The sequence below is a fragment of the Actinoplanes xinjiangensis genome (genome assembly GCF_003148685.1).
Lineage (GTDB): Bacteria > Actinomycetota > Actinomycetes > Mycobacteriales > Micromonosporaceae > Actinoplanes > Actinoplanes xinjiangensis.
In genome coordinates this window covers 399,943-418,600 of record NZ_QGGR01000002.1, presented here as the reverse complement: position 1 = coordinate 418,600, position 18,658 = coordinate 399,943, and the positions used below count along the sequence as shown (strand labels likewise).

The window sequence follows — 18,658 nt, the reverse complement described above, 5'->3', positions numbered from 1 at the left end:
CGTCTCGAGCGGCCCGAGACAGCGGCAGGAGCCAGCCGGGTGTCAGGGGTTGCGGATGGCCTCGGCGAGCCGGTCGAGGAACTCCGGGTCGTCGTCCGGGCCCTTCGGCGCGGTCGTGGCCGGGACCGATGCGCCGGCGAGGGTGGGGGCGCCGGCCGGGGCGGCGCGGCCAGCCCGGAACCAGGCGACCGGGCCGAAGACCGGGCACAGCAGGATGAGCACGGTCCAGGCGCCGCGTGGGAACGACTGCAACCGGGACCGCTCGGTGAGGAGACAGTCGATCAACGCCACCACGGCGAGCGCGACGACGACGAGGAAGAGCAGCGTGTTCAGGCGGGCCATGACGAAGACGATGGCGGCTCTGGGCGGCGGGGCCGGTCCGCTTCCCGGTGCCGATGGGTTGCTTCCGCCTGCCGCGGAGGGCGACGGTCGGGCAGGCGAGGGTACGGGTCGGCCCGCCGGCCGGGTGGGGTCGGCGGGCCGCGCCGGTCAGGCTGCCGAACCGGAGAGGGCGGGCAGGTATCCGCTGGTGTAGCCGCTGCTGTTGGGGTGGTAGGAGTTCTGCGGCGGGATGATGGTGAGCCCGTTGAGCCACGGCCGGGACGAGCAGACACCGTGGCCGGTGAACTCGTCGCGTACGTCGGACCAGACGAATCCGGCCGCCTCGGCACGCTGCTTGATCATCTCGTTGAGGACGCGGGCGCCGTCGTTGATCGAGCGCCGTTTGGCGGTGCTCATCTCGCAGAGCAGCGACGAGGTGTCGAAGATCAGCGGGTAGCCGAGCACCACCACCCGGGCGCCCGGTGCCTTCGCCCGGATCGCCGCGTAGGTGGCGTCCAGTTTGCCGGGGAGGGTGCCGGCCACGTACGCCTTGCCCTCGTTGACCTTGGCGGCGCACGCCGAGTCACTCGACGTCAGGCAGGTGACGATGGTCGGCGCGAAGCCGGCGTCGTTGCCGCCGATGGTGATGCTGATCAGGTCGGCGCCGGCGTTCATGGCCGGCACCTGACGGGTGCGGACGTCGTCGGTGACGGCGCCGCCGCAGGCGAGGAACTGGAAGGACGCGGGGCTGTTGGCGGCGGCCCACTTGCCCGCGTAGCTGTTCTTGCTGCGCAGGCAGGTACCGGATTGGCCGGGCGCGCCGACGCCGGAGGAGTAGGAGTCGCCGAGGGCGACGTAGTCGATGCTGCTCGCCGCGTGAGCGGGTGCGGCGAGGACGAGGCTCAGGACGGACGAAGTGACGAGAACGCTGGCGATTCTCATCGAGGGCCTCCGATGCTCCACGTGGGGATCCGGGGACCGAAGCGCTTCGGTTACCGCACAGTAGGCCGGGTGTCCGAGAAAAGGAATCCGGTGAAATTCCTGTTAAGAAGTAGTAACATGTATCGATGTGACCTGGGGATATCACGCAAGGTCATGTTTCGTGTACAGCTCTGTGCGGACCTGTTCGGACTCGTCCCGGCGCGTCGAGCTGATCTTCAGCGTGCTTCCAGGGATGCGAGCTAGCGTCGGATCATGCAAGAGAGCCGGGCCCGCCGACTGGTCGGGGCACTGCGGGCGCGCAGCGTGTTCGCCCATCTGAAACTGCCGAGTGCCGGGCGCTCCGGCTATGCGGTCCGCATCGTGCTGCCCGACGGCCGCGAGGCGCTCTGGGGTGACGACGGCAGTGCCGCCCTCAAGGCGCAGGTCATGCGCGACGGCGTGCTCGTCGGCTTCGTCGACTCCATCCCGGGCTCCGAGGACTTCACCGACGACCAGGCCGTCGACGCGATCGCCACCGCCGACTACGACCGTCCGATCGGCCGTTCCAAGCCCCCGCCCGTCCACCGCCCGGTCCCGCCGCCCCCGGCCCCGTCCCTCACCCAACTCTTCCGCGGCCGCCGCGGCTGATCCCGGCCGACGCCGTGCCGTCGCGGCGCATCTCGGCTGGCTCCCACCGCTGTCTCAGCAGCGCTGAGACAGCGGTGAGGACCAGCCGGGGAACCACCGCATACGCCCGGCGGTCGCGCTGCGGCCTCGAGTGCCGCCTGCCGCGCGCGGTGGCCCGGGGGCGGCGTGATTTCGGCGAGGACGGCCTGTCCCGTACCGAAGCGGGGGTTGGATCTCGCCGTCAGGCGGAGTCGCGGAGGACCAGCGGGGTGGGCAGGAGCTGGCCGCCCGGATCGGGGTGCTCGCCGCGCAACTGCCGCAGGATGAGCTGGGCCGCGCACGACCCGATCTCCTTGGCCGGCTGGTGGACCGTGGTGAGCTGGGGCTGGCAGCGGACCGCCCACGTGCTGTCGTCGAAGCCGACGACGCCGACGTCGCCGGGGACGCTGCGCCCGGCGTCGCGCAGTGCTTCGAGGGCGCCGGCCGCGATGGCGTCGGACGCGGCGAAGACGCCGTCGATGGACGGGTCGCGTTCGAGCAGGTCGCGCATGCCCTTGACGCCGGAGCCGTAGTCGTAGTGCGGCACGTCGGCGACCAGGTCGGCGTCGAAGAGCGGGCCGAGGGCGGCGCGGAAGCCGGCCAGGCGGTCGATGCCGGAGTCGCGGTCGAGGGCGGCGGCGATCATGCCGATCCGGCGGCGGCCGCCGGTGGCCAGGTGCTCGGTGATGGCGCGGGCCGAGCCGACGTTGTCTATTCCGACGAAGGGGATGTTCTGATCGAGGTCGGGTGGGTGGCCGACGAACGCGGCCGGCAGTGACAGGTCGCTGATCACCCGGATGATCGGGTCTTTCGTCCGGGCCGAGACGACGATGGCGCCGTCGACGAAACCGCCGCTGAGGTAGCGGGCGACGCGCTCGGTGTCGCGGGCCGACTCGACGACGAGGCTGACCATCTGGTGATCGGCCAGGGACAGGGCGGCGTTGGCGCCGAGCATGATCGAGCCGATGTTCGGATCGTCGAGGAAGAGAGAGTGCGGCTCCAGCGCGACGAACGCGACCGCCTGCGACCTGCGCATCTTCAGGGCTCGTGCCGCGTTGTTCGGTACGTAACCAAGATCGCTCATCGCCGTCTCGATGGCGGCTCGTGCCTCGGCGGAGACGTATCCGCCGTTCAGGACGCGGCTGACGGTGCCCCGGGACATGCCGGCCGCGGCCGCGATGTCGTGCACGGTGGCGCGCTTGTGAGGCTGGGGCCGGGACATGAGGTCAACAGTAACCGCCGGCCTATTGACCTCTCCGCAGGCCAGTCCTACTGTGTGCACGTTCACACATCCGTAACCGCCGTTTAGGCTCACGGAAATGTGTGCACGTGCACACATTCCTTGACCAGGAGTTCTATGAAAAGCGTGCGTATGCCGGTCCCGGGCATCAGCCTGGGCTGCGACTACAACCCCGAACAGTGGTCGCCGGACGTCTGGCGCGAGGACGCCGCCCTGATGCGGCGGGCCGGGGTCGACCTGGTCGCCGTCAACATCTTCGGCTGGTCCAACCTCGAACCGAGTCCCGGCGAGTACCGGTTCGACGACCTCGACGAGGTCATCGAGCTGCTGCACGCGCACGGCATCAAGATCAACCTGGGTACCGGCACCTCGTCGCCGCCGCCGTGGTTGAGCAGCCGCCACCCGGAGACGCTGCCGGTCGCCGCGGACGGCACCACCCGCTTCCCGGGTGGCCGCCAGGCCTGGTGCCCGAGCTCCCCGGTCTTCCGGGAGCGCGCCCTCGACCTGGTCGGACGGGTCGCCGACCGGTACGGCAGCCACCCCGCCCTGGCGCTCTGGCACGTCTCCAACGAGCTGGGCTGCCACAACGCCCTGTGCTACTGCGAGACCAGCGCCGACGCGTTCCGGACCTGGCTGCGCTCGCGCTACCGCAAGATCGAGACGCTGAACGAGGCGTGGGGCACCTCCTTCTGGAGCCAGCGCTACTCCGACTGGTCGGACATCCAGCCGCCCCGTCTCGCGCTCTCCCTGCGCAACCCGGCCCAGCTGATCGACTTCCAGCGGTTCAGCTCCGACGAGCTGCTCGGCTACTACCGGGCCGAGGCGGCTCTGCTGCGGGCCCGCTCGGACGTCCCGGTCACCACGAACTTCATGGTCACCGCCCACATCCGCAACCTTGACTACTGGTCCTGGGCGCCGGAGATGGACGTCATCGCCAACGACCACTACCTGGACCACCGCCTCGGCGATCCGGTGGCGGAGCTGTCCTTCGCCGCCGACCTGACCCGCGGCCTGGCCGGCGGCCGCCCGTGGATGCTGATGGAGCAGGCGGCCGGTGCGGTCAACTGGCAGCCGCACAACGTCACCAAGGTGCCCGGCGAGATGATCCGCAATTCGCTGACGCACGTGGCCCGCGGCGCGGACTCGGTCTGCTTCTTCCAGTGGCGGGCCTCGGCCCAGGGCGCCGAGAAGTTCCACTCGGCGATGCTGCCGCACGCCGGCACCGACACGGTCGCCTGGCGTGAGGTGCTCAAGCTGTCCGAGACGCTGGACCGGATCGGCGAGGTGGCCGGCACCGAGGTCGAGGCCGACGTGGCCCTGCTCTTCAGCTGGGAGTCGTGGTGGTCGGCCGAGGGTGAGGCCCGGCCGTCGCAGGCGGTCACCTACCTCGACCAGGTGCACTCGGCCCACGCGGCACTGCGGGACCTGGGCGTGACCACCGACGTGGTCGCCCCGGATGCCGACCTGAGCCGCTACCGGCTCGTCGTGGTCCCCGGCCTCTACATGGTCAGTGACACCGACGCGCAGGCGATCGCCGACTACGTGTCCGCCGGCGGCCGGCTGGTGGTCACCTACTTCAGCGGCATCGTCGACGAGCGGGACCGGATCCGGCTCGGCGGTTACCCGGGTGCGTTCCGGGACGTGCTCGGTGTGCTGGCCGAGGAGTTCGCCCCGTTGCTGCCCGGCGCCGAGGTGGCACTGAGCAACGGCGCGATCGGCACGCTCTGGACCGAGCGGCTGCGCACCACGACGGCGTCGGTGATCGCAACCTACGAGAACGGCCCGATGGCCGGCATCCCGGCGATCACGCGGAACCAGCACGGTGACGGGACCGCCTGGTACGTAGCTACAAAGACGGACATGTCCGATGTACTCCGCGAGGCCACGGGTGTCATGTCGGATAAATCGGACACAGAGGTCGTGCGTCGCCGGGCCGGCGACCGCAGCTACCTCTTCGTCATCAACCACGGCACGGAGCCCGTCGAGCATCCCGCCCGGGGCCACGACCTGGTCACCGGGGAGAGCGTCGACGGCGTGCTGACAGTGCAGGGCGGCGGCGTAGCGGTCGTGCGGGAGGAGATCCGGTGAAAGGCAAGTGGAAGGCGCTGACCTTCTTCATCCTTCCGTTCGTTCTGCTGTTCGCGGCGTTCTACCTGGCCCCGATCCTGTACGCGATTAAGCAGTCGCTCTACAAGGTCGAGCGCAAGGGCACGTTCGGTAAGGCCACGGAGGTGTTCGGCGGTCTCGACCAGTATCAGCGGGTCTTCACCGACGGCCCGTTCTGGGAGTCGATCGGCCGGGTGCTGCTGTTCGGGATCGTGCAGGTGCCGGTGATGCTGGGCCTGGCCCTGATCTTCGCCCTGCTGCTGGACTCGGGCCTGGTCAAGGGGAGGCGCTTCTTCCGGCTGGCGTTCTTCGTGCCCTACGCCGTGCCCGGGGTGGTCGCCGCGATCATGTGGGGCTTCCTCTACTCACCGAACCTGTCGCCGTTCACCGCGGTCACGAGCGCCGTCGACCTGCTCGACGCCGACCTGGTGCTCTGGTCTATGGCGAACGTCGTGACCTGGGTGTACGTCGGCTACAACATGCTGATCATCTACTCCTCGCTGCTGGCGATCCCGCAGGAGGTGTACGAGGCGGCGAAGATCGACGGCGCCGGCGCGATCCGTACCGCCTGGTCCATCAAGATCCCCCTGGTGATGCCGGCCATCGTGCTGACCACCGTCTTCTCGATCATCGGCACGCTCCAGCTGCTCGCCGAGCCGGCCGTGTTCCGCACCTTCAGTTCCGCGGTGACCAGCACGTACACGCCGAACCTGACGGTCTATTCCACCTCGTCCATCCCGAACTTCAACCTGGCGGCGGCCTTCTCGGTGGTCCTGGCGCTGGCGACGTGCGTGCTGTCCTTCGCCTTCCTGAAGGTCACCCAGCGTGGAGGGGACAAGTGAAGAACGTCAACCGGCTGGCTCCCACGCTGGTCATGGGTGCCGCGACGCTGTACTTCCTGGTCCCCATCTGGTGGCTGCTGGTCGCGGCCTCCAAGTCCCGTGGGCAGTTCACCAACACGGCCCCGCTCTGGTTCGCCGACTTCTCGCTGGTGGACAACCTCAGGGAGCTGTTCGCCTACCGCGACGGGGTGTTCCTGCGCTGGATGCTGAACAGCGTCCTCTACACCGGCGGCGCCGCCCTGCTCGGCACGCTACTGGCCGCCATGTGCGGATACGCCCTGGCCAAGTACCGTTTCCCCGGCCGGGAGGCGATCTTCAACGTGGTCCTCAGCGGGGTCCTCGTGCCGGCCACGGCGCTCGCCCTGCCGCTGTTCCTGATCTTCAGCCAGTTCGAGGCGACGAACACCTTCTGGTCGGTCTTCCTGCCCAGCCTGGTGAACCCGTTCGGGGTCTACCTGGCCCGGATCTACGCCACCGCCAGCGTCCCGGACGAGCTTCTCGAGGCCGCCCGCCTGGACGGCTCGGGCGAGATCCGTACCTTCTTCACGATCTCCACCAGGCTGATGTTCCCGGCCCTGGTGACGATCTTCCTGTTCCACTTCGTGGCCGTCTGGAACAACTTCCTGCTCCCGCTGATCATGCTCGGCGAGGAGAAGCTCTTCCCGGTCACGCTCGGTCTCTACTCCTGGAACACCCAGGTCAACCAGATCCCCGAGCTGCGGATGCTCGTGCTCACCGGCGCTCTCGTCTCGATCGTCCCGCTGGTGATCGCCTTCCTGATCCTGCAGCGCTTCTGGCGCAACGGCCTCGGCTCCGGCGCCATCAAGTAACCCCTTCAATGAGAATGAGGATCAACGTGCGTCCACCCATGCGATCGCTCAGCATCGCCCTGGCTTCGGCACTGGCACTGACCGCCTGCTCGTCCGGCGGCGACGCGGAGGAGACCACGACCGGGGCGGCGGCCTGCGCCCCGTCGTCCGGCCCGGTCACCCTGACCTACACCACCTGGATCCCCGGGATCGAGAACGTGGTGAAGCTCTGGAACGACAAGAACCCGAACATCCAGGTCAAGGTGCAGACCGGCCCGAACGGCAACGGTGGCACCTACGCCAACTTCTTCAACCAGCTCAAGGCCGGCAACGCCCCCGACCTGGGCCACATCGAGTACGACGCGCTGCCCAGCTTCCGCGTCCAGGACGGCCTGACCAACCTGGCCGACTGCGCCGAGGTGACCGCCGCCAAGGACCAGTTCGTCGACTGGACCTGGGGCCAGGTCTCCTTCGGTGAGCAGAACGCGGTCTACGGCATCCCGCAGGACACCGGCCCGATGGGCCTGTTCTACCGCAAGGACCTGTTCGAGAAGAACAACATCCCGGTGCCCACCACCTGGGAGGAGTACGCCGCCGCGGCCGAGAAGGTGAAGGCGGCCGGCGGCTACATCACCAACTTCTCGCAGAGCGACATCAGCCAGTTCGCCGGTCTGTCCTGGCAGGCGGGCGGCCGCTGGTTCGCCAACGACGGGACCAAGTGGACGGTGAACTTCTCCGACGAGGCCACCACCAAGGTCGCGAACTACTGGCAGGACCTGATCACCAAGAAGCTCGTCTCGGCCGTCCCGCCGTGGACCACCGAGTGGGACAACGCCTACAACACCGGCCAGGCGTGGACCTGGGTCTCCGCGGTGTGGGGCGCCAACTCCATCAAGTCCGGCGCGCCGGACACCTCCGGTAAGTGGGCGGTCGCCCCGATGCCGCAGTGGACCGCCGGTGGCACCGTCGCCGGTAACTGGGGCGGGTCGTCCACCGCGGTCTTCAAGGGCTCGAAGCACCCGTACGAGGCCGCGAAGTTCGTCCTCTGGCTGAACACCTCGGAGGAGGCGCTGACCGCGCTGAACAAGGAGGCGCAGCTCTACCCGGCGACCAAGACCGGTGCCAAGCTTCCGGCGCTGTCCGAGGGAGTCGAGTTCTACGGCGGCCAGAAGATCTACGATGTCTTCGCGACGGCCTCCACCCAGGTCTCGCCCGACTTCGTCTGGGGACCGACGATGACCGACACCTACGCCACCGCCTCGGACGGTTTCAAGGCCGTCGTCTCCGGCACCGGCACCCTGGCCGACGCGCTCAAGACCGCGCAGACCAAGACCGTCGCCACCCTGAAGTCCCAGTCCATCCCGGTGGCCGAGTGACCGTGTTCCACCTGCGCGCCGCGGGTGTCAGCCTCGTGCTCGACACCCGCGGTGATGCTGCGTACATCACGCACTGGGGTCCCGACCTGGGCGATCTCGATCCACCGGACGGGCTCTTCACGCCCGCGGTGCCGCCGAGCTCGATCGACGTACCCCTGCGGTTGTCGCTTCTGCCGTCCCTCGCCGAGGGATGGAGCGGTCGTCCGGCGATCGAGTCCGGTCACGGTTTCCGGACCGTCGAGACCCACCTGCATGAACAAACGGCAGTGATACGGTCCGCGAGCCCCGACGCCACGCAAAAGGTCGTCACGGAGCTGGAGCTGACCGGGCAGGGCGTCCTGCGGGTGCGGCACCGGTTCACCAACCGTGGTCACGACGAGTTCGTCCTGCCGAACCTGGACGTCCTGCTGCCGATCCCGGCCGAGGCGTCCGAGCTGCTCGACTTCACCGGCCTCTGGTCGCACGAGCGCAGCCCGCAGCGCGCCCCGCTCCGGCACGGCATCTGGAGCCGGGAGAGCCGCCACGGCCGCCCCGGCCACGACGACGCGTTCCTGATGGTCGCCGGCACGCCCGGTTTCGGCTTCCGGACCGGCCGGGTGTGGGCCGTCCACCTGGCCTGGAGCGGCGACAAGCGGATCTGGGCCGAACGTTCCGCCCTCGGCTGCAGCGTCCTGGGCGCCGGCGAACTGACGGCCCCCGGCGAGATCCGTCTCGCGCCCGGCGAGTCCTACGAGACGCCGTGGCTGGTCGCGGTCTTCTCCGACGCCGGTCTCGACGGACTCTCCGACCGCCTGCACCCGTGGATCCGCGCGAGCTCGCACCTGAGGAAGCCGCGCCCGGTCGTCCTGAACACCTGGGAAGCCGTCTACTTCAACCACGACCTGACCGTTCTCGGTCAGCTGGCCGACGCCGCCGCCGAGGTCGGAGTGGAACGGTTCGTCCTGGACGACGGCTGGTTCACGGGTCGCCGCGACGACCGGCGCGCCCTCGGCGACTGGTTCGTCGACGACGCCGTCTGGCCACAGGGCCTGCACCCGCTGATCTCCCGCGTGCACGCCCACGGCATGGAGTTCGGGCTGTGGGTCGAGCCGGAGATGATCAGCCCCGACTCGAGGCTGGCCACGGCACACCCCGACTGGATCCTGGACAGCGGGCCGACCTGGCGCTGGCAGCGGTCCCTGGACCTGACCAGGGCCTACGACTACCTGCTCGACCGCCTGACCGCCCTGCTCACCGAGTACCCGATCGCGTTCCTCAAGTGGGACCACAACCGCGACCTGCTCACCCCGGGCGTCGCGCACCGACAGACCCGCGCCCTGTACCGGCTGCTCGCCGCGCTCAAGCAGGCGTTCCCGCACGTGGAGATCGAGAGTTGCGCCTCCGGCGGGGCCCGCATCGACCTGGGCATCCTTCCGCTGGTCGACCGGTTCTGGACGTCGGACACCAACGACCCGCTCGACCGGCAGTCGATCCAGCGCTGGACCGGGGTCCTGATCCCGCCCGAATACCTGGGCGGCCACCTGGGGGCGGGAACGGCGCACGTCACCGGCCGTACCTCGGCCCTCGGCTTCCGGCTGGCGACGGCCCTGTTCGGAAGTGCCGGCATCGAGTGGAACCTGACCGCCGCGTCGCCCGCCGAGAAGGCCGGCATCGCCGCGTGGATCGCCGAGCACAAGCGCCTGCGCCCGCTGCTGCACTCCGGCCGGGTGGTCCGCGCGGACTCGCCCGACCCGGCACACCTGCTGCACGGTGTCGTCGCCCAGGACCGCACCCACGCCGTGTACGCCCTGGTCACCCTCGGTACGCCGGCCGCCGCCCTGCCGCCGCCGATCCGTTTCCCCGGCCTCGACCCGGACCGCTCCTACACGGTCCGCCCGATCGGGGTCCCGCCCCGCACCATGCAGGACGCCCCGCCCCCGTGGCTGGCGGCCGGCGGGATCATGCTGCCCGGCCGGGTCCTGACCGAGCTGGGGCTGCCCGCTCCGCTCCTGACCCCCGAACAGGCTCTGCTGCTCGAACTGTCCTGACACCGGCTGGTTCCCACCGCTGTCTCAACGCCGTTGAGGCAGCGGTGACGACCAGCCGCCCGTTCCGGCCGGCGGAGCCGGCCGAAAGCCTGCGGCTGGTTCCCACCGCTGTCTCGCGCGTGCTGAGACAGCGGTGGGAACCAGCCGACAACCCCGGGGTCAGGCGCCGCCGAAGCGTTCGGTACGGATGCGTTTCGGGTCGTGGCCGAGAGCGACCAGGATGTCGGCGGCCGTCTCGACGAACGTGGTCGGGCCGCAGACGAAGCAGTCCGGCTCGAAGTCGGGCGGCCACCCGTGGGTGTTGAGCGTGGCCACGCCGATCCGGCCCGGCGGAACCGGCCAGCCGTCGGGAACCGCGCGCGTGTAGACGAAGTGCACGTCGAGGCCCGCGTCCTCACGGGCGCGACGGCGCAGTTCGTCGGCATAGAGGACGTCGCCGGGAGTTCGTACCGAATAGATCAACCGGAACGGCTGGCGGCCCGCCGCCAGACCGCGTGCCCGGATCATCGCCATCAGCGGCACTATCCCGGACCCGCCGGCCACCAGCGTCACCGGAGCCGTGGACTCGGACCGCCACACGAACCAGCCGCCGACCGGACCGCGGACCTCGATCTGGTCACCGGTCTCGACGACGTCGGCGAGGTAGGGCGACACCTCACCGTCCTCGAGGCGCTGCACACTGATCTCGACCGCGCCCGGACCGGCCGACGCGATGGAGTAGCTGCGCTGGGCCTGATAGCCGTCCTCGGCCGTCAGGCGGATGTCGATGTGCTGACCCGGCAGGTGACCCGGCCAGTCCGGGATGTCCAGCGCGAGGGTCCGGGCCGAGCCCGTCTCCCAGTGCGCGGACCGGACCGTGGCCACCCGCCAGGTCAGTCGCCGTGATACCGCTGCTCGCGCCACGGGTCCCCATACATGTGGTATCCGGCGTCCTCCCAGAACCCCGGTTCGTCCTCGTGCATCATCCGGAGCCCGTCCACCCACTTCGCGGACTTCCAGAAGTACAGGTGGGGGATGAGCAGCCGGGCCGGCCCGCCGTGCTCGGGGTGCAGGGGCTCGCCGTCGTACTCGTACGCGATCCAGGCCTTGCCGTCGAGCAGGTCCTCGAGGGGTACGTTCGTGGTGTAGCCGCCGTAGCTGTGCACCATCACGTAGTCGCCGGCGGTCTCCACGTCCTCGAAGAGGGTGTCGAGGGAGACGCCCTTCCAGGAGGTGCCGAGTTTCGACCACTTGGTGACGCAGTGGATGTCGACCGTGATCTCCTCGGCCGGCAGGGCGGTGAACGCCGCCCAGTCCCACGTGTGCTTCTCACCGGTCTCGGTGACGATCGTGAACTTCCAGCGCTCCTGCGGGACCCGGGGAGTCGGGCCGGCGGAGAGGACCGGGAAGTCGTGCGCAAGGTACTGACCGGGCGGCAGGGCGGGCGACGGCTCTCGCCGCCGCCCGCCGAAACCCCGGGAGATGATGCTCATGGGGTACGAGTAAACCCCACCCGGGTGATCGCCGGTATCGCCGAGGTCAGAGCTTGACCGTGCCGCTGGTCACGCCCTGGACCGTCTTCGTCGCGGCCACCACGACGCGGTAGCTTCCACCGGCCAGGCGGGAGATCGTGGTGCTGGACTTGACCGGGTAGGTCTTGACGTTCTTCCACGAGCTGCCGGACTTGCGCTGCAGGGTCATCTTCTGCCCGGCGGCGCCGCCCGCCTTCACCGTGAGTGTGCCCTTGGCCGACTTCTTCGCCGAGACGCTCGCGCGGACGGTGTATCCGGCGGTCTCGGACACCGACTCGACGGTGTCCGACTCGGTGACGGTCAGGCGGACCTGGAAGGCGCCGGTCGCGGTGTGCTCGACGGAGTAGACGCCGTCCTCGTCGGACTCGGTCGTGTCGCAGTTCCACTTCCCGCCGGCGACCGACACGCAGGCCTCGGCCTCCAGACCGGCCAGGGACTCGCCGTCGGCGCTCACCTGGAACGTGGTCTCGGTGCCGCTGCCGTAGGAGACCAGTCCACCCGAGTCGGTGGCCAGCTCCGGCGTGACGCGCTCGTCGCCACCACCTCCGCCGCCGGCAGCCGCCTCGACGGCCGCGGCCGCGTCGATCCGCCCGTGCCCGAAGTCCGGGTCGAAGCCGTCGTCGCCGAGGTCGACGGCCGACTCCTCCAGAGCGTTCTGAATGCCGTCCGCAGTGATGTCCGGCAGGCTCGCCTTGATCAGCGCGGCCACCGCGGCCACGTGCGGCGCCGCCATCGAGGTGCCGTCGAGCTCGGCGTACTCGCTGCCGTCCTCGCTCAGATCGCCCGGATAGGTGCTGAGGATGCCGCTGCCGGGCGCGGCCACGTCCACGTAGTCGCCCCGGTTGGAGTACTCGGCGATCTCGTCGTCGGCGTCGGTGGCGGCGACCGCGACGACCCCGTCGTAGGCGGCCGGGTAGCTGGTCGGGCTGCCCACCTCGCGCTCGTTGCCGGCCGCCGCGACGACCGTGACGCCGTTCTCGATCGCGTAGGCGACCGCGGCCTCCTCGGCCTCGGTGGAGCTGTCCGCACCGAGCGACAGGTTGATCACCTGGGCGCCGTTGTCGACCGCCCAGACGATGCCCTCCGCGGTGTCCGAGGTCCAGCCGGTGCCGTCGGCGTCGAGCACCTTGACCGGCAGGATCCGGGCGTCCGGGGCGACACCGGCGATGCCCTCGCCGTTGCCGGTGACCGCGGCGACGGTGCCGGCCACGTGGGTGCCGTGCCCGTTGCCGTCCGAGTCGCCGCCCTCGGTGTCGTCGATCGCGTCGTACCCGGCCAGGACGTTGCCGGCGAGGTCGGGGTGATTACCGTCCACGCCGGTGTCGATGACCGCGACCACCACGTCGGTGCCGGTGCTCTGCTCCCAGGCGTCCGGGACACTGATCTTGTCGAGGTCCCACTGGTACTCGCGGTAGGTGTCGTCACCCTCCGGCACGTCCAGGGCGCGTACCTTGCGGTCGATCTCGACACTGACCGTGCCGGCGGTCCTGCGGGCGGACGAGATGATCCGCTCGGCGGACACCCTGCTGGTGGCCTCGCGGACCGCGTAGACCGGGCGGCCGGTCGAGTCCAGGGAGGTCGTCACGATCCGGACCGGCTGGGCTGCGGAGACGGTCGCCGGGAGGGCGGGGCCGACCGGGACCGGGCCGGCGGCCTGGCCACCGGCGGGCAGCGCGAAAGCTCCGAGTGCCGCGGCGGTGACCGCCACGACTCCGCCGCTGAGAACGTTCCGCCGCGCCGTCTTCCGCATGTGGTTGCACCTTCCGTCGGTGGGCCTACCCATCCGTGGCCGGCCCTGGCGATAAAGGTGCGGTGACTGAAGTGCGTTCCGGGGTCCGGCGGGGTGCGGTTCGGGTGCGTAGGATCGGGATCATGCCGTTGACGGGTGAGTACGCCCCCAGCACTTCTGACTGGGCGCGCGAGCAGGCAGAGAAGTACGAGGCCACCGGCGGTGCCGAGGCCAACGACATCATGGGAAAGCCGATCATCGTACTGACCTCGGTCGGTGCGAAGAGCGGCCTGCTGCGCAAGACCCCGCTGATGCGGGTCGAGCACGACGGTGAGTACGTGGTCGTCGGTTCGCTCGGCGGGGCACCGAAGAATCCGGTGTGGGTCTACAACCTGCGCAACAATCCGCACGTCGAGCTTCAGGACGGCGAGGTGAAGCAGGACTACACCGCCCGGGAACTCTCCGGTGAGGAGCGGGAGGTGTGGTGGGAACGGGCGGTCGCCGCCTTCCCGCAGTACGAGGAGTACACGAAGAAGACCGACCGTCTCATCCCGCTCTTCCTGCTGACCCGGGCCTGACCGCCCGGCTCCCTATCGGAGCTTCTTGTCCGAGGAGAGCGGTCCCCACGATTCGAGTACCACCGGAGCGCCCAGACGGGTGGAGATCGCCGCCGACCAGTCGTCCGGCCGTGTCCCCCGTCCGGGGCGCGCCTCGGTGAGCCGGGCGCCCAGCGCCTCCTGGTGGTCCAGGTCGCGGGCGGGGCCCGGCTCGATCCGGTCCCAGTCCTCGTCGCCCACCCGGTAGGAGTCGACGATGCGCAGGCCGGGGCAGCGGTCCGGGACGTCCAGGTGGGTGACCGCCAGGGCGTCGACACCACCGGCGACCTCCACCGCGTACCGGTGGGCGACCGCGTCGAAGTGGCCGGTCCGGAACGCGCCCTGCCACGCGTCGTGGCCGTTGTGCCGTTCCGGCAGGTAGAGCGACGGATCCTCGGTCACGAACGGGCCGGCGCCGTGCCGGGTGGTGTAGGTGCGGACCACACCGAGCCGCAGGAAGTCCGGGCACAGGGCGGCGACGTTGTCGAACGTCGTCGTCGACCACGTGGTGTGCGGATGCCAGCCACGCCACTCGTCCAGCAGCACACCCTGCGCCCCCTCGAACACACACGGGCCCGAGGCGAGCAACTCCTCGGTGTACGCCGAGCCGACGATCCGGACGGCCTCCCCGAACGAGGTGAACGCCTCCACCACGTCGTCGACCGGGATGCCGCAGTCGCCCAGGGCGGCCCGCACCGCCGCCAGCCGTTGCCGCAGCCGCGGCGGTGAGAGCACGTCCCCCACCCGGGGAGCATCGGGGTGCGTCTGCGCGTACGCCATCGTCTCGCCCACGCCCATGCCACACGAACCGTGCCGTTCCTCGCCCCGCCGGGTCTCCCGCCGCCGGTTCGCGGCGCGATGCCACGGAGTGGCGAGCAGCGCGTTCCCGTCCACCGTGAGCAGGTGGAACGGATTGCCGAGCGCGGCCGCCTCACCGGCCAGGGCCAGCGGGTCGACCACCATGAAGCGGGTGAGGTGGGTCGGCACGCCCCGCAGCGTGCCCGACCCGAACTGGGCGAACGTGTGGTGGCGCCCGGTCTCGGTGGTCACGTTGTGGGCGGCCTGCGCACCCCCGTTGAAGCGCAGCACACTCTTCACACCACCCTGAGCGCAGAGGAAGTCGACCACCGTGCCCTTGCCGGCGTCGCCGTACCCCAGGTCGACCACCGCGACGTGCCCGTTCACAGTCTCTGGTTTCCGCCCGGGCCGCCGGCGATCTCGAACGTCGAGCGCACCACCGCGGTCCGTTGCAACGGCGCCAGCGCCCGCCCCACCGAGCCGCCGGCCCGCGAGCCCACGTCGGTCAGGTCCGCGATGCCCTCGTCCAGGTCGATCGCGTCCTCACCCAGGCCGACCGTCAGCGCGATCGTCTCGCACACCGCGTCCAGATCGTCGAGTTCCAGGACGTTCTGGCCGAGCAGCTTGCGCCACCGCGACAGCACCTCCTTGTCGCCACTGTGGTGCGCCGCCGTCGGCAGGATGTAGTAGACCTCGAACTTGCGCTTCAGCTCCGCCAGGATGTCCTCGGTCGGGATCGGCTCGGGCAGGACGTCACCGATCACGGCCTTCACCTCGCGCGGCTTCACCCGCGGGTACGGCATCTCGTCGCCGATGATGAACAGGTAACCCTTGCGCCCCCGGTTGACCATCGAGTCGAGGATCGTGTGCCGGGCCATGAAGTAGAGCGCCAGCTCGTACGACTCGTGTTTCTGGCCTCCGCCGCCGCCCTCCAGGACGATCCTCGCGAGGTCCTCGTCCATCCGGTTGTCCGACTCGAACTGCCCCATCTGCAGCGGCGCCCGGTCGCAGGTGGCGTCGCCGATCGCCCCGAACATGATCTGCGGGTCGACCGCGTAGTTCTTCCGGGTGAGCAGGCCCAGCAGCTGCGGCAGTTTCGTCTGCAGCACCCGCGGCACATTGCCCATCGAGCCGGTCACGTCGAACAGCACCGCGATCGGCGTACTGAACGGGTGCTCCCCGCTGTCCCGGCTCTCCCGCATGAACACCCCGTCCGGGTCGAGGTCCGGGTGGACCGTCCGCGCGCCCGAGTCGCTGTAGTCGAACGCGCTCTTCCCGGACGCCGCCCGGTAGCCGGCGGCCGCCGTGTAGACATCGGTCGACCAGTGTCCGCTTCCCATGATGTGCTCCTCAGTTCCGGTACTGCCGGGGGATGATGTCGTCGAGTTCGCCCAACAGGGCCCAGGCGTCCTGCGGCCGCATCCGCGGCGCGTCATAGGTGCAGCCGGCGGCGAACCGCCGCAGCGGGACGGGCATCCGCGAGCCCATCAGCCGCGTCATCAGCACCGTCGCCATGTAGATGTCGGTGGCGGGTCCAGCGGTCCGGTCGTGGCGCACCTCCGGCGGATAGTGGTCCTCCCTCGCTTTCACTATCGCCGCAGGTCGATGTCCCGCATAGCACCAGTCGACGAGAACCAGGCCGCGCCGGCCCGGATGGATCAGTACGTGCTCGGGCAGAACCGCCCCGTGGACCACGCCGGCCCGGTGCGCCCAGCCGATCGCGATCAGCAGCCGGCGCCAGATCCAGGCCGCGTCCCGTACCCCCAGATCGCCCTTGATCTCCGCCAGGCTGCCCATGCCGCGCTGGCGTTCCAGCACGTTGACCCACCTGCGGCGACGCTGGTCGTCCTCGTGGACGAAGGTCTCGATCAGGCGCGGCGCGTAGGGACGGAACCGCGGGTCGCCGTCCGTCCACAGCTTCCGCAGCGCGGTCGCCTCGGTCTCCATCAGGTCGTTGTCGGCGGGGGAGCGCGGCACCTTGATCAGCCGGTCGCCGTCGACATACAGCTCGGCGACGTCGCCGCTGCCCCACGGGTTCGTGCGCCAGTCGCTCTTCTCGCGCGCCTTGTAGAGAGCCGAGAGCGTCGCGAAGGCGTCCGTCGCGGTGGCGCGCCGTTGCGCCCCCACCGTGTCCGGGTGGATCAACTTCGCCCATCTCCGGTACGCCCTACCCGCGCCGTTCTCCGACTCGGTCAGATCCTGGAAGCTCCGGGCCGCCTTGATCCGGGCCACCGCCTCCTCGAAGGTCGGGTGGCCGGCCGTCCCCCTCGAACCGCCGGCCTCCCGTAGGGCCGCCCCCTGAGATCCGCTCATCGCACCCGATCCTCCCTGGTCGGCCGGAGCAGAGCCGGATGCAGCAGCCGGGCGTCACCGGCCCGGTACAGCTTCGCCTTCGGCCCGCCCCGTTCCCCGCCCCGTGCCGTCGTCTCGCCGGTGCTCTCCACGAACCCCGGGACCGACAGCACCTTGCGGTGGAAGTTTCCGGCGTGCAGTTCCTCGCCCCACACCGCCGCATAAACCTGCCGCAGCTCCCCGATCGTGAACTCGGTGCCCACGAACGCGGTCGCCGACGGCGTGTACTCCAGCTTCGACCGGGCCCGCTCCAGACCGTCGGCCAGCACCTCGTCGTGGTCGAAGGCCAGATCCGTCGCCTCCTCCACCGGCACCCAGTAGGCGCGGGCGGCGTCACTGCCGGCGGTCGGCTCGGGCAGACTCGGGGCGAACGCCAGGTAGGCGACGGACACGACCCGCATGCGGGGGTCGCGGCCCGGGTCGCCGTACGTCTTCAGCTGTTCGAGATGAACCCGCTCCAGATGCCCTTCGCCGGGCGTCAGGCCGGTCTCCTCGCTCAGCTCCCGGATCGCCGCGGCGTCGAGCGGCTCGTCCCGGGCGAACCCGCCGGGCAGTGCGCGCCGGCCGGCGAACGGCTGTGCGCCGCGCTCGACCAGCAGCACACAGAGCCGCCCGTCGCGGATGGTCAGCGCCACCACGTCGACGGTCACCGCGACCGCCGGGTAGTCCCGCGGGTCGTATCCCGCCAGGAAGCTCGCCTCATCCATCGCCGCGCCATCCTTCTCGCTGTGAGTGTTTCTCAAGTTGAGTCTTACTCGATCTGAGGTGAACCTAGCGCGGGTGGGTCCCGGTGTCAACCGCTTACCGGCACCCTGCTGCGGAGACGAGAAATCCCGCCCCCTCGCGTGGGGGCGGGATCAATGGCCGGATTCGGTCAGGAGTGCTGGTAGGTGAGGCAGTCCGCCTTATCGGCGGAGGCGCCCACCGTAATGGCCGGAGCCTGACACTCCAGATCCTTGTTGTACGTACAGTCGGCGCGCTTGCAGGCGCCCACCTGAGCGGTGGCGACCCCCATGCCGCCGGTGAGCCCAGACCCCGCGAACGTGTCACAGGCCGAGTTCATCTCACTGATCGTGATCGCGAACGCCGTGCATCCGTCATGGTTGTATCCACAGTCGGTGACGGTGCAGGTCTGCACACGGGGCATGCCCATCATCTGGGTCACGACGGTTCTCCTTCGGTCAGCGGCTAGGTCTGTCCGTTGCGAACATAACCGATTCTGCGAGTCGCACACCTTTATCCGGCCGGCATTCTCGAGAATCGACTAATTCGTCGGGCAGGGTTCGCGAAAATGAGCTAATCGGTTAGGCAAGGCTTACTTAATCAATTGGTGTGAGTAAGCCCGTCGACGAATTCTCGGATTG

General features: G+C 69.8%; 18 protein-coding genes. 7 read left to right on the top strand and 11 right to left on the bottom strand.

Translation table 11 applies throughout. From position 1 onward, the window contains the following. Positions 1–42: 42 nt before the first annotated feature. Together BC793_RS05390 and BC793_RS05385 are read right to left on the bottom strand one after the other, a co-directional pair. Positions 43–342, bottom strand: coding sequence for a PLDc N-terminal domain-containing protein (locus tag BC793_RS05390; RefSeq protein WP_109589766.1), 300 nt, complete (start codon positions 340–342; stop codon positions 43–45). Positions 343–489: 147 nt separating this feature from the next. Beyond that, positions 490–1,263: an SGNH/GDSL hydrolase family protein gene (locus tag BC793_RS05385; protein ID WP_109589764.1), complete on the bottom strand. Its 774-nt coding sequence runs from the start codon at positions 1,261–1,263 to the stop codon at positions 490–492. Positions 1,264–1,515: 252 nt separating this feature from the next. Between BC793_RS05385 and BC793_RS05380 the strand changes: the two genes are divergently transcribed. After that, positions 1,516–1,890, top strand: coding sequence for a hypothetical protein (locus BC793_RS05380; RefSeq protein ID WP_109589762.1), 375 nt, complete (start codon positions 1,516–1,518; stop codon positions 1,888–1,890). Positions 1,891–2,110: 220 nt separating this feature from the next. Here the strand turns inward: BC793_RS05380 and BC793_RS05375 are convergent, their stop codons facing one another. Then, complete coding sequence (locus tag BC793_RS05375) at positions 2,111–3,130, bottom strand: LacI family DNA-binding transcriptional regulator (protein ID WP_109589760.1); 1,020 nt, start codon at positions 3,128–3,130, stop codon at positions 2,111–2,113. A 135-nt stretch (positions 3,131–3,265) separates the two neighbouring features. On the opposite strand from BC793_RS05375, the gene BC793_RS05370 reads away from it, so the two are divergent. Genes BC793_RS05370 through BC793_RS05350 form a run of 5 tightly spaced genes read left to right on the top strand, consistent with a single transcriptional unit; the run spans position 3,266 to position 10,308 of the window. Continuing rightward, positions 3,266–5,236, top strand: coding sequence for a beta-galactosidase (locus BC793_RS05370; protein WP_170167200.1), 1,971 nt, complete (start codon positions 3,266–3,268; stop codon positions 5,234–5,236). Further along, positions 5,233–6,096, top strand: a complete 864-nt coding sequence (locus tag BC793_RS05365; protein ID WP_109589756.1) for a carbohydrate ABC transporter permease — start codon at positions 5,233–5,235, stop codon at positions 6,094–6,096. The genes BC793_RS05370 and BC793_RS05365 overlap by 4 nt, the downstream gene beginning before the upstream one ends. Positions 6,097–6,128: 32 nt before the next feature. After that, entirely contained in the window at positions 6,129–6,926 is a 798-nt protein-coding gene (locus BC793_RS05360; RefSeq protein ID WP_109590374.1) for a carbohydrate ABC transporter permease, read from the top strand. A gap of 38 nt (positions 6,927–6,964) precedes the next feature. Continuing rightward, positions 6,965–8,281: an ABC transporter substrate-binding protein gene (locus BC793_RS05355; protein ID WP_109589754.1), complete on the top strand. Its 1,317-nt coding sequence runs from the start codon at positions 6,965–6,967 to the stop codon at positions 8,279–8,281. Beyond that, positions 8,278–10,308 (top strand): alpha-galactosidase, encoded by a 2,031-nt coding sequence (locus tag BC793_RS05350; protein ID WP_109589752.1) that lies wholly within the window; start codon positions 8,278–8,280, stop codon positions 10,306–10,308. Before BC793_RS05355 ends, BC793_RS05350 begins: the two co-directional genes overlap by 4 nt. Positions 10,309–10,467: 159 nt before the next feature. Here the strand turns inward: BC793_RS05350 and BC793_RS05345 are convergent, their stop codons facing one another. The 3 genes from BC793_RS05345 to BC793_RS05335 are packed head-to-tail and all read right to left on the bottom strand — an operon-like array spanning position 10,468 to position 13,569. Next, on the bottom strand, positions 10,468–11,172 hold the full coding sequence (locus BC793_RS05345) for a ferredoxin reductase (RefSeq protein WP_203896004.1): 705 nt from the start codon (positions 11,170–11,172) through the stop codon (positions 10,468–10,470). An 8-nt stretch (positions 11,173–11,180) separates the two neighbouring features. Beyond that, positions 11,181–11,780 (bottom strand): sulfite oxidase-like oxidoreductase, encoded by a 600-nt coding sequence (locus tag BC793_RS05340; protein ID WP_109589748.1) that lies wholly within the window; start codon positions 11,778–11,780, stop codon positions 11,181–11,183. A gap of 46 nt (positions 11,781–11,826) precedes the next feature. Beyond that, on the bottom strand, positions 11,827–13,569 hold the full coding sequence (locus BC793_RS05335) for a S8 family serine peptidase (RefSeq protein ID WP_146246190.1): 1,743 nt from the start codon (positions 13,567–13,569) through the stop codon (positions 11,827–11,829). Between the two features lie 122 nt (positions 13,570–13,691). Between BC793_RS05335 and BC793_RS05330 the strand changes: the two genes are divergently transcribed. After that, positions 13,692–14,126: a nitroreductase family deazaflavin-dependent oxidoreductase gene (locus tag BC793_RS05330; protein ID WP_109590372.1), complete on the top strand. Its 435-nt coding sequence runs from the start codon at positions 13,692–13,694 to the stop codon at positions 14,124–14,126. Positions 14,127–14,138: 12 nt separating this feature from the next. On the opposite strand, the gene BC793_RS05325 is transcribed toward BC793_RS05330, so the two are convergent. The 5 genes from BC793_RS05325 to BC793_RS05305 all read right to left on the bottom strand — a co-directional run bounded on the left by BC793_RS05325 (position 14,139) and on the right by BC793_RS05305 (position 18,459). Beyond that, positions 14,139–15,329: an adenylosuccinate synthetase gene (locus tag BC793_RS05325; protein ID WP_109589746.1), complete on the bottom strand. Its 1,191-nt coding sequence runs from the start codon at positions 15,327–15,329 to the stop codon at positions 14,139–14,141. Further along, positions 15,326–16,282, bottom strand: coding sequence for a hypothetical protein (locus tag BC793_RS05320; protein WP_109589744.1), 957 nt, complete (start codon positions 16,280–16,282; stop codon positions 15,326–15,328). The genes BC793_RS05325 and BC793_RS05320 overlap by 4 nt, the downstream gene beginning before the upstream one ends. A gap of 10 nt (positions 16,283–16,292) precedes the next feature. Continuing rightward, a complete protein-coding gene (locus BC793_RS05315) occupies positions 16,293–17,255 on the bottom strand; it encodes a hypothetical protein (protein ID WP_239169646.1) in 963 nt (320 codons plus the stop codon). Next, positions 17,252–18,001: an NUDIX hydrolase gene (locus BC793_RS05310; protein ID WP_109589742.1), complete on the bottom strand. Its 750-nt coding sequence runs from the start codon at positions 17,999–18,001 to the stop codon at positions 17,252–17,254. Before BC793_RS05310 ends, BC793_RS05315 begins: the two co-directional genes overlap by 4 nt. Positions 18,002–18,168: 167 nt before the next feature. After that, positions 18,169–18,459, bottom strand: a complete 291-nt coding sequence (locus tag BC793_RS05305; RefSeq protein ID WP_109589740.1) for a DUF1540 domain-containing protein — start codon at positions 18,457–18,459, stop codon at positions 18,169–18,171. Between the last annotated feature and the right edge of the window lie 199 nt (positions 18,460–18,658).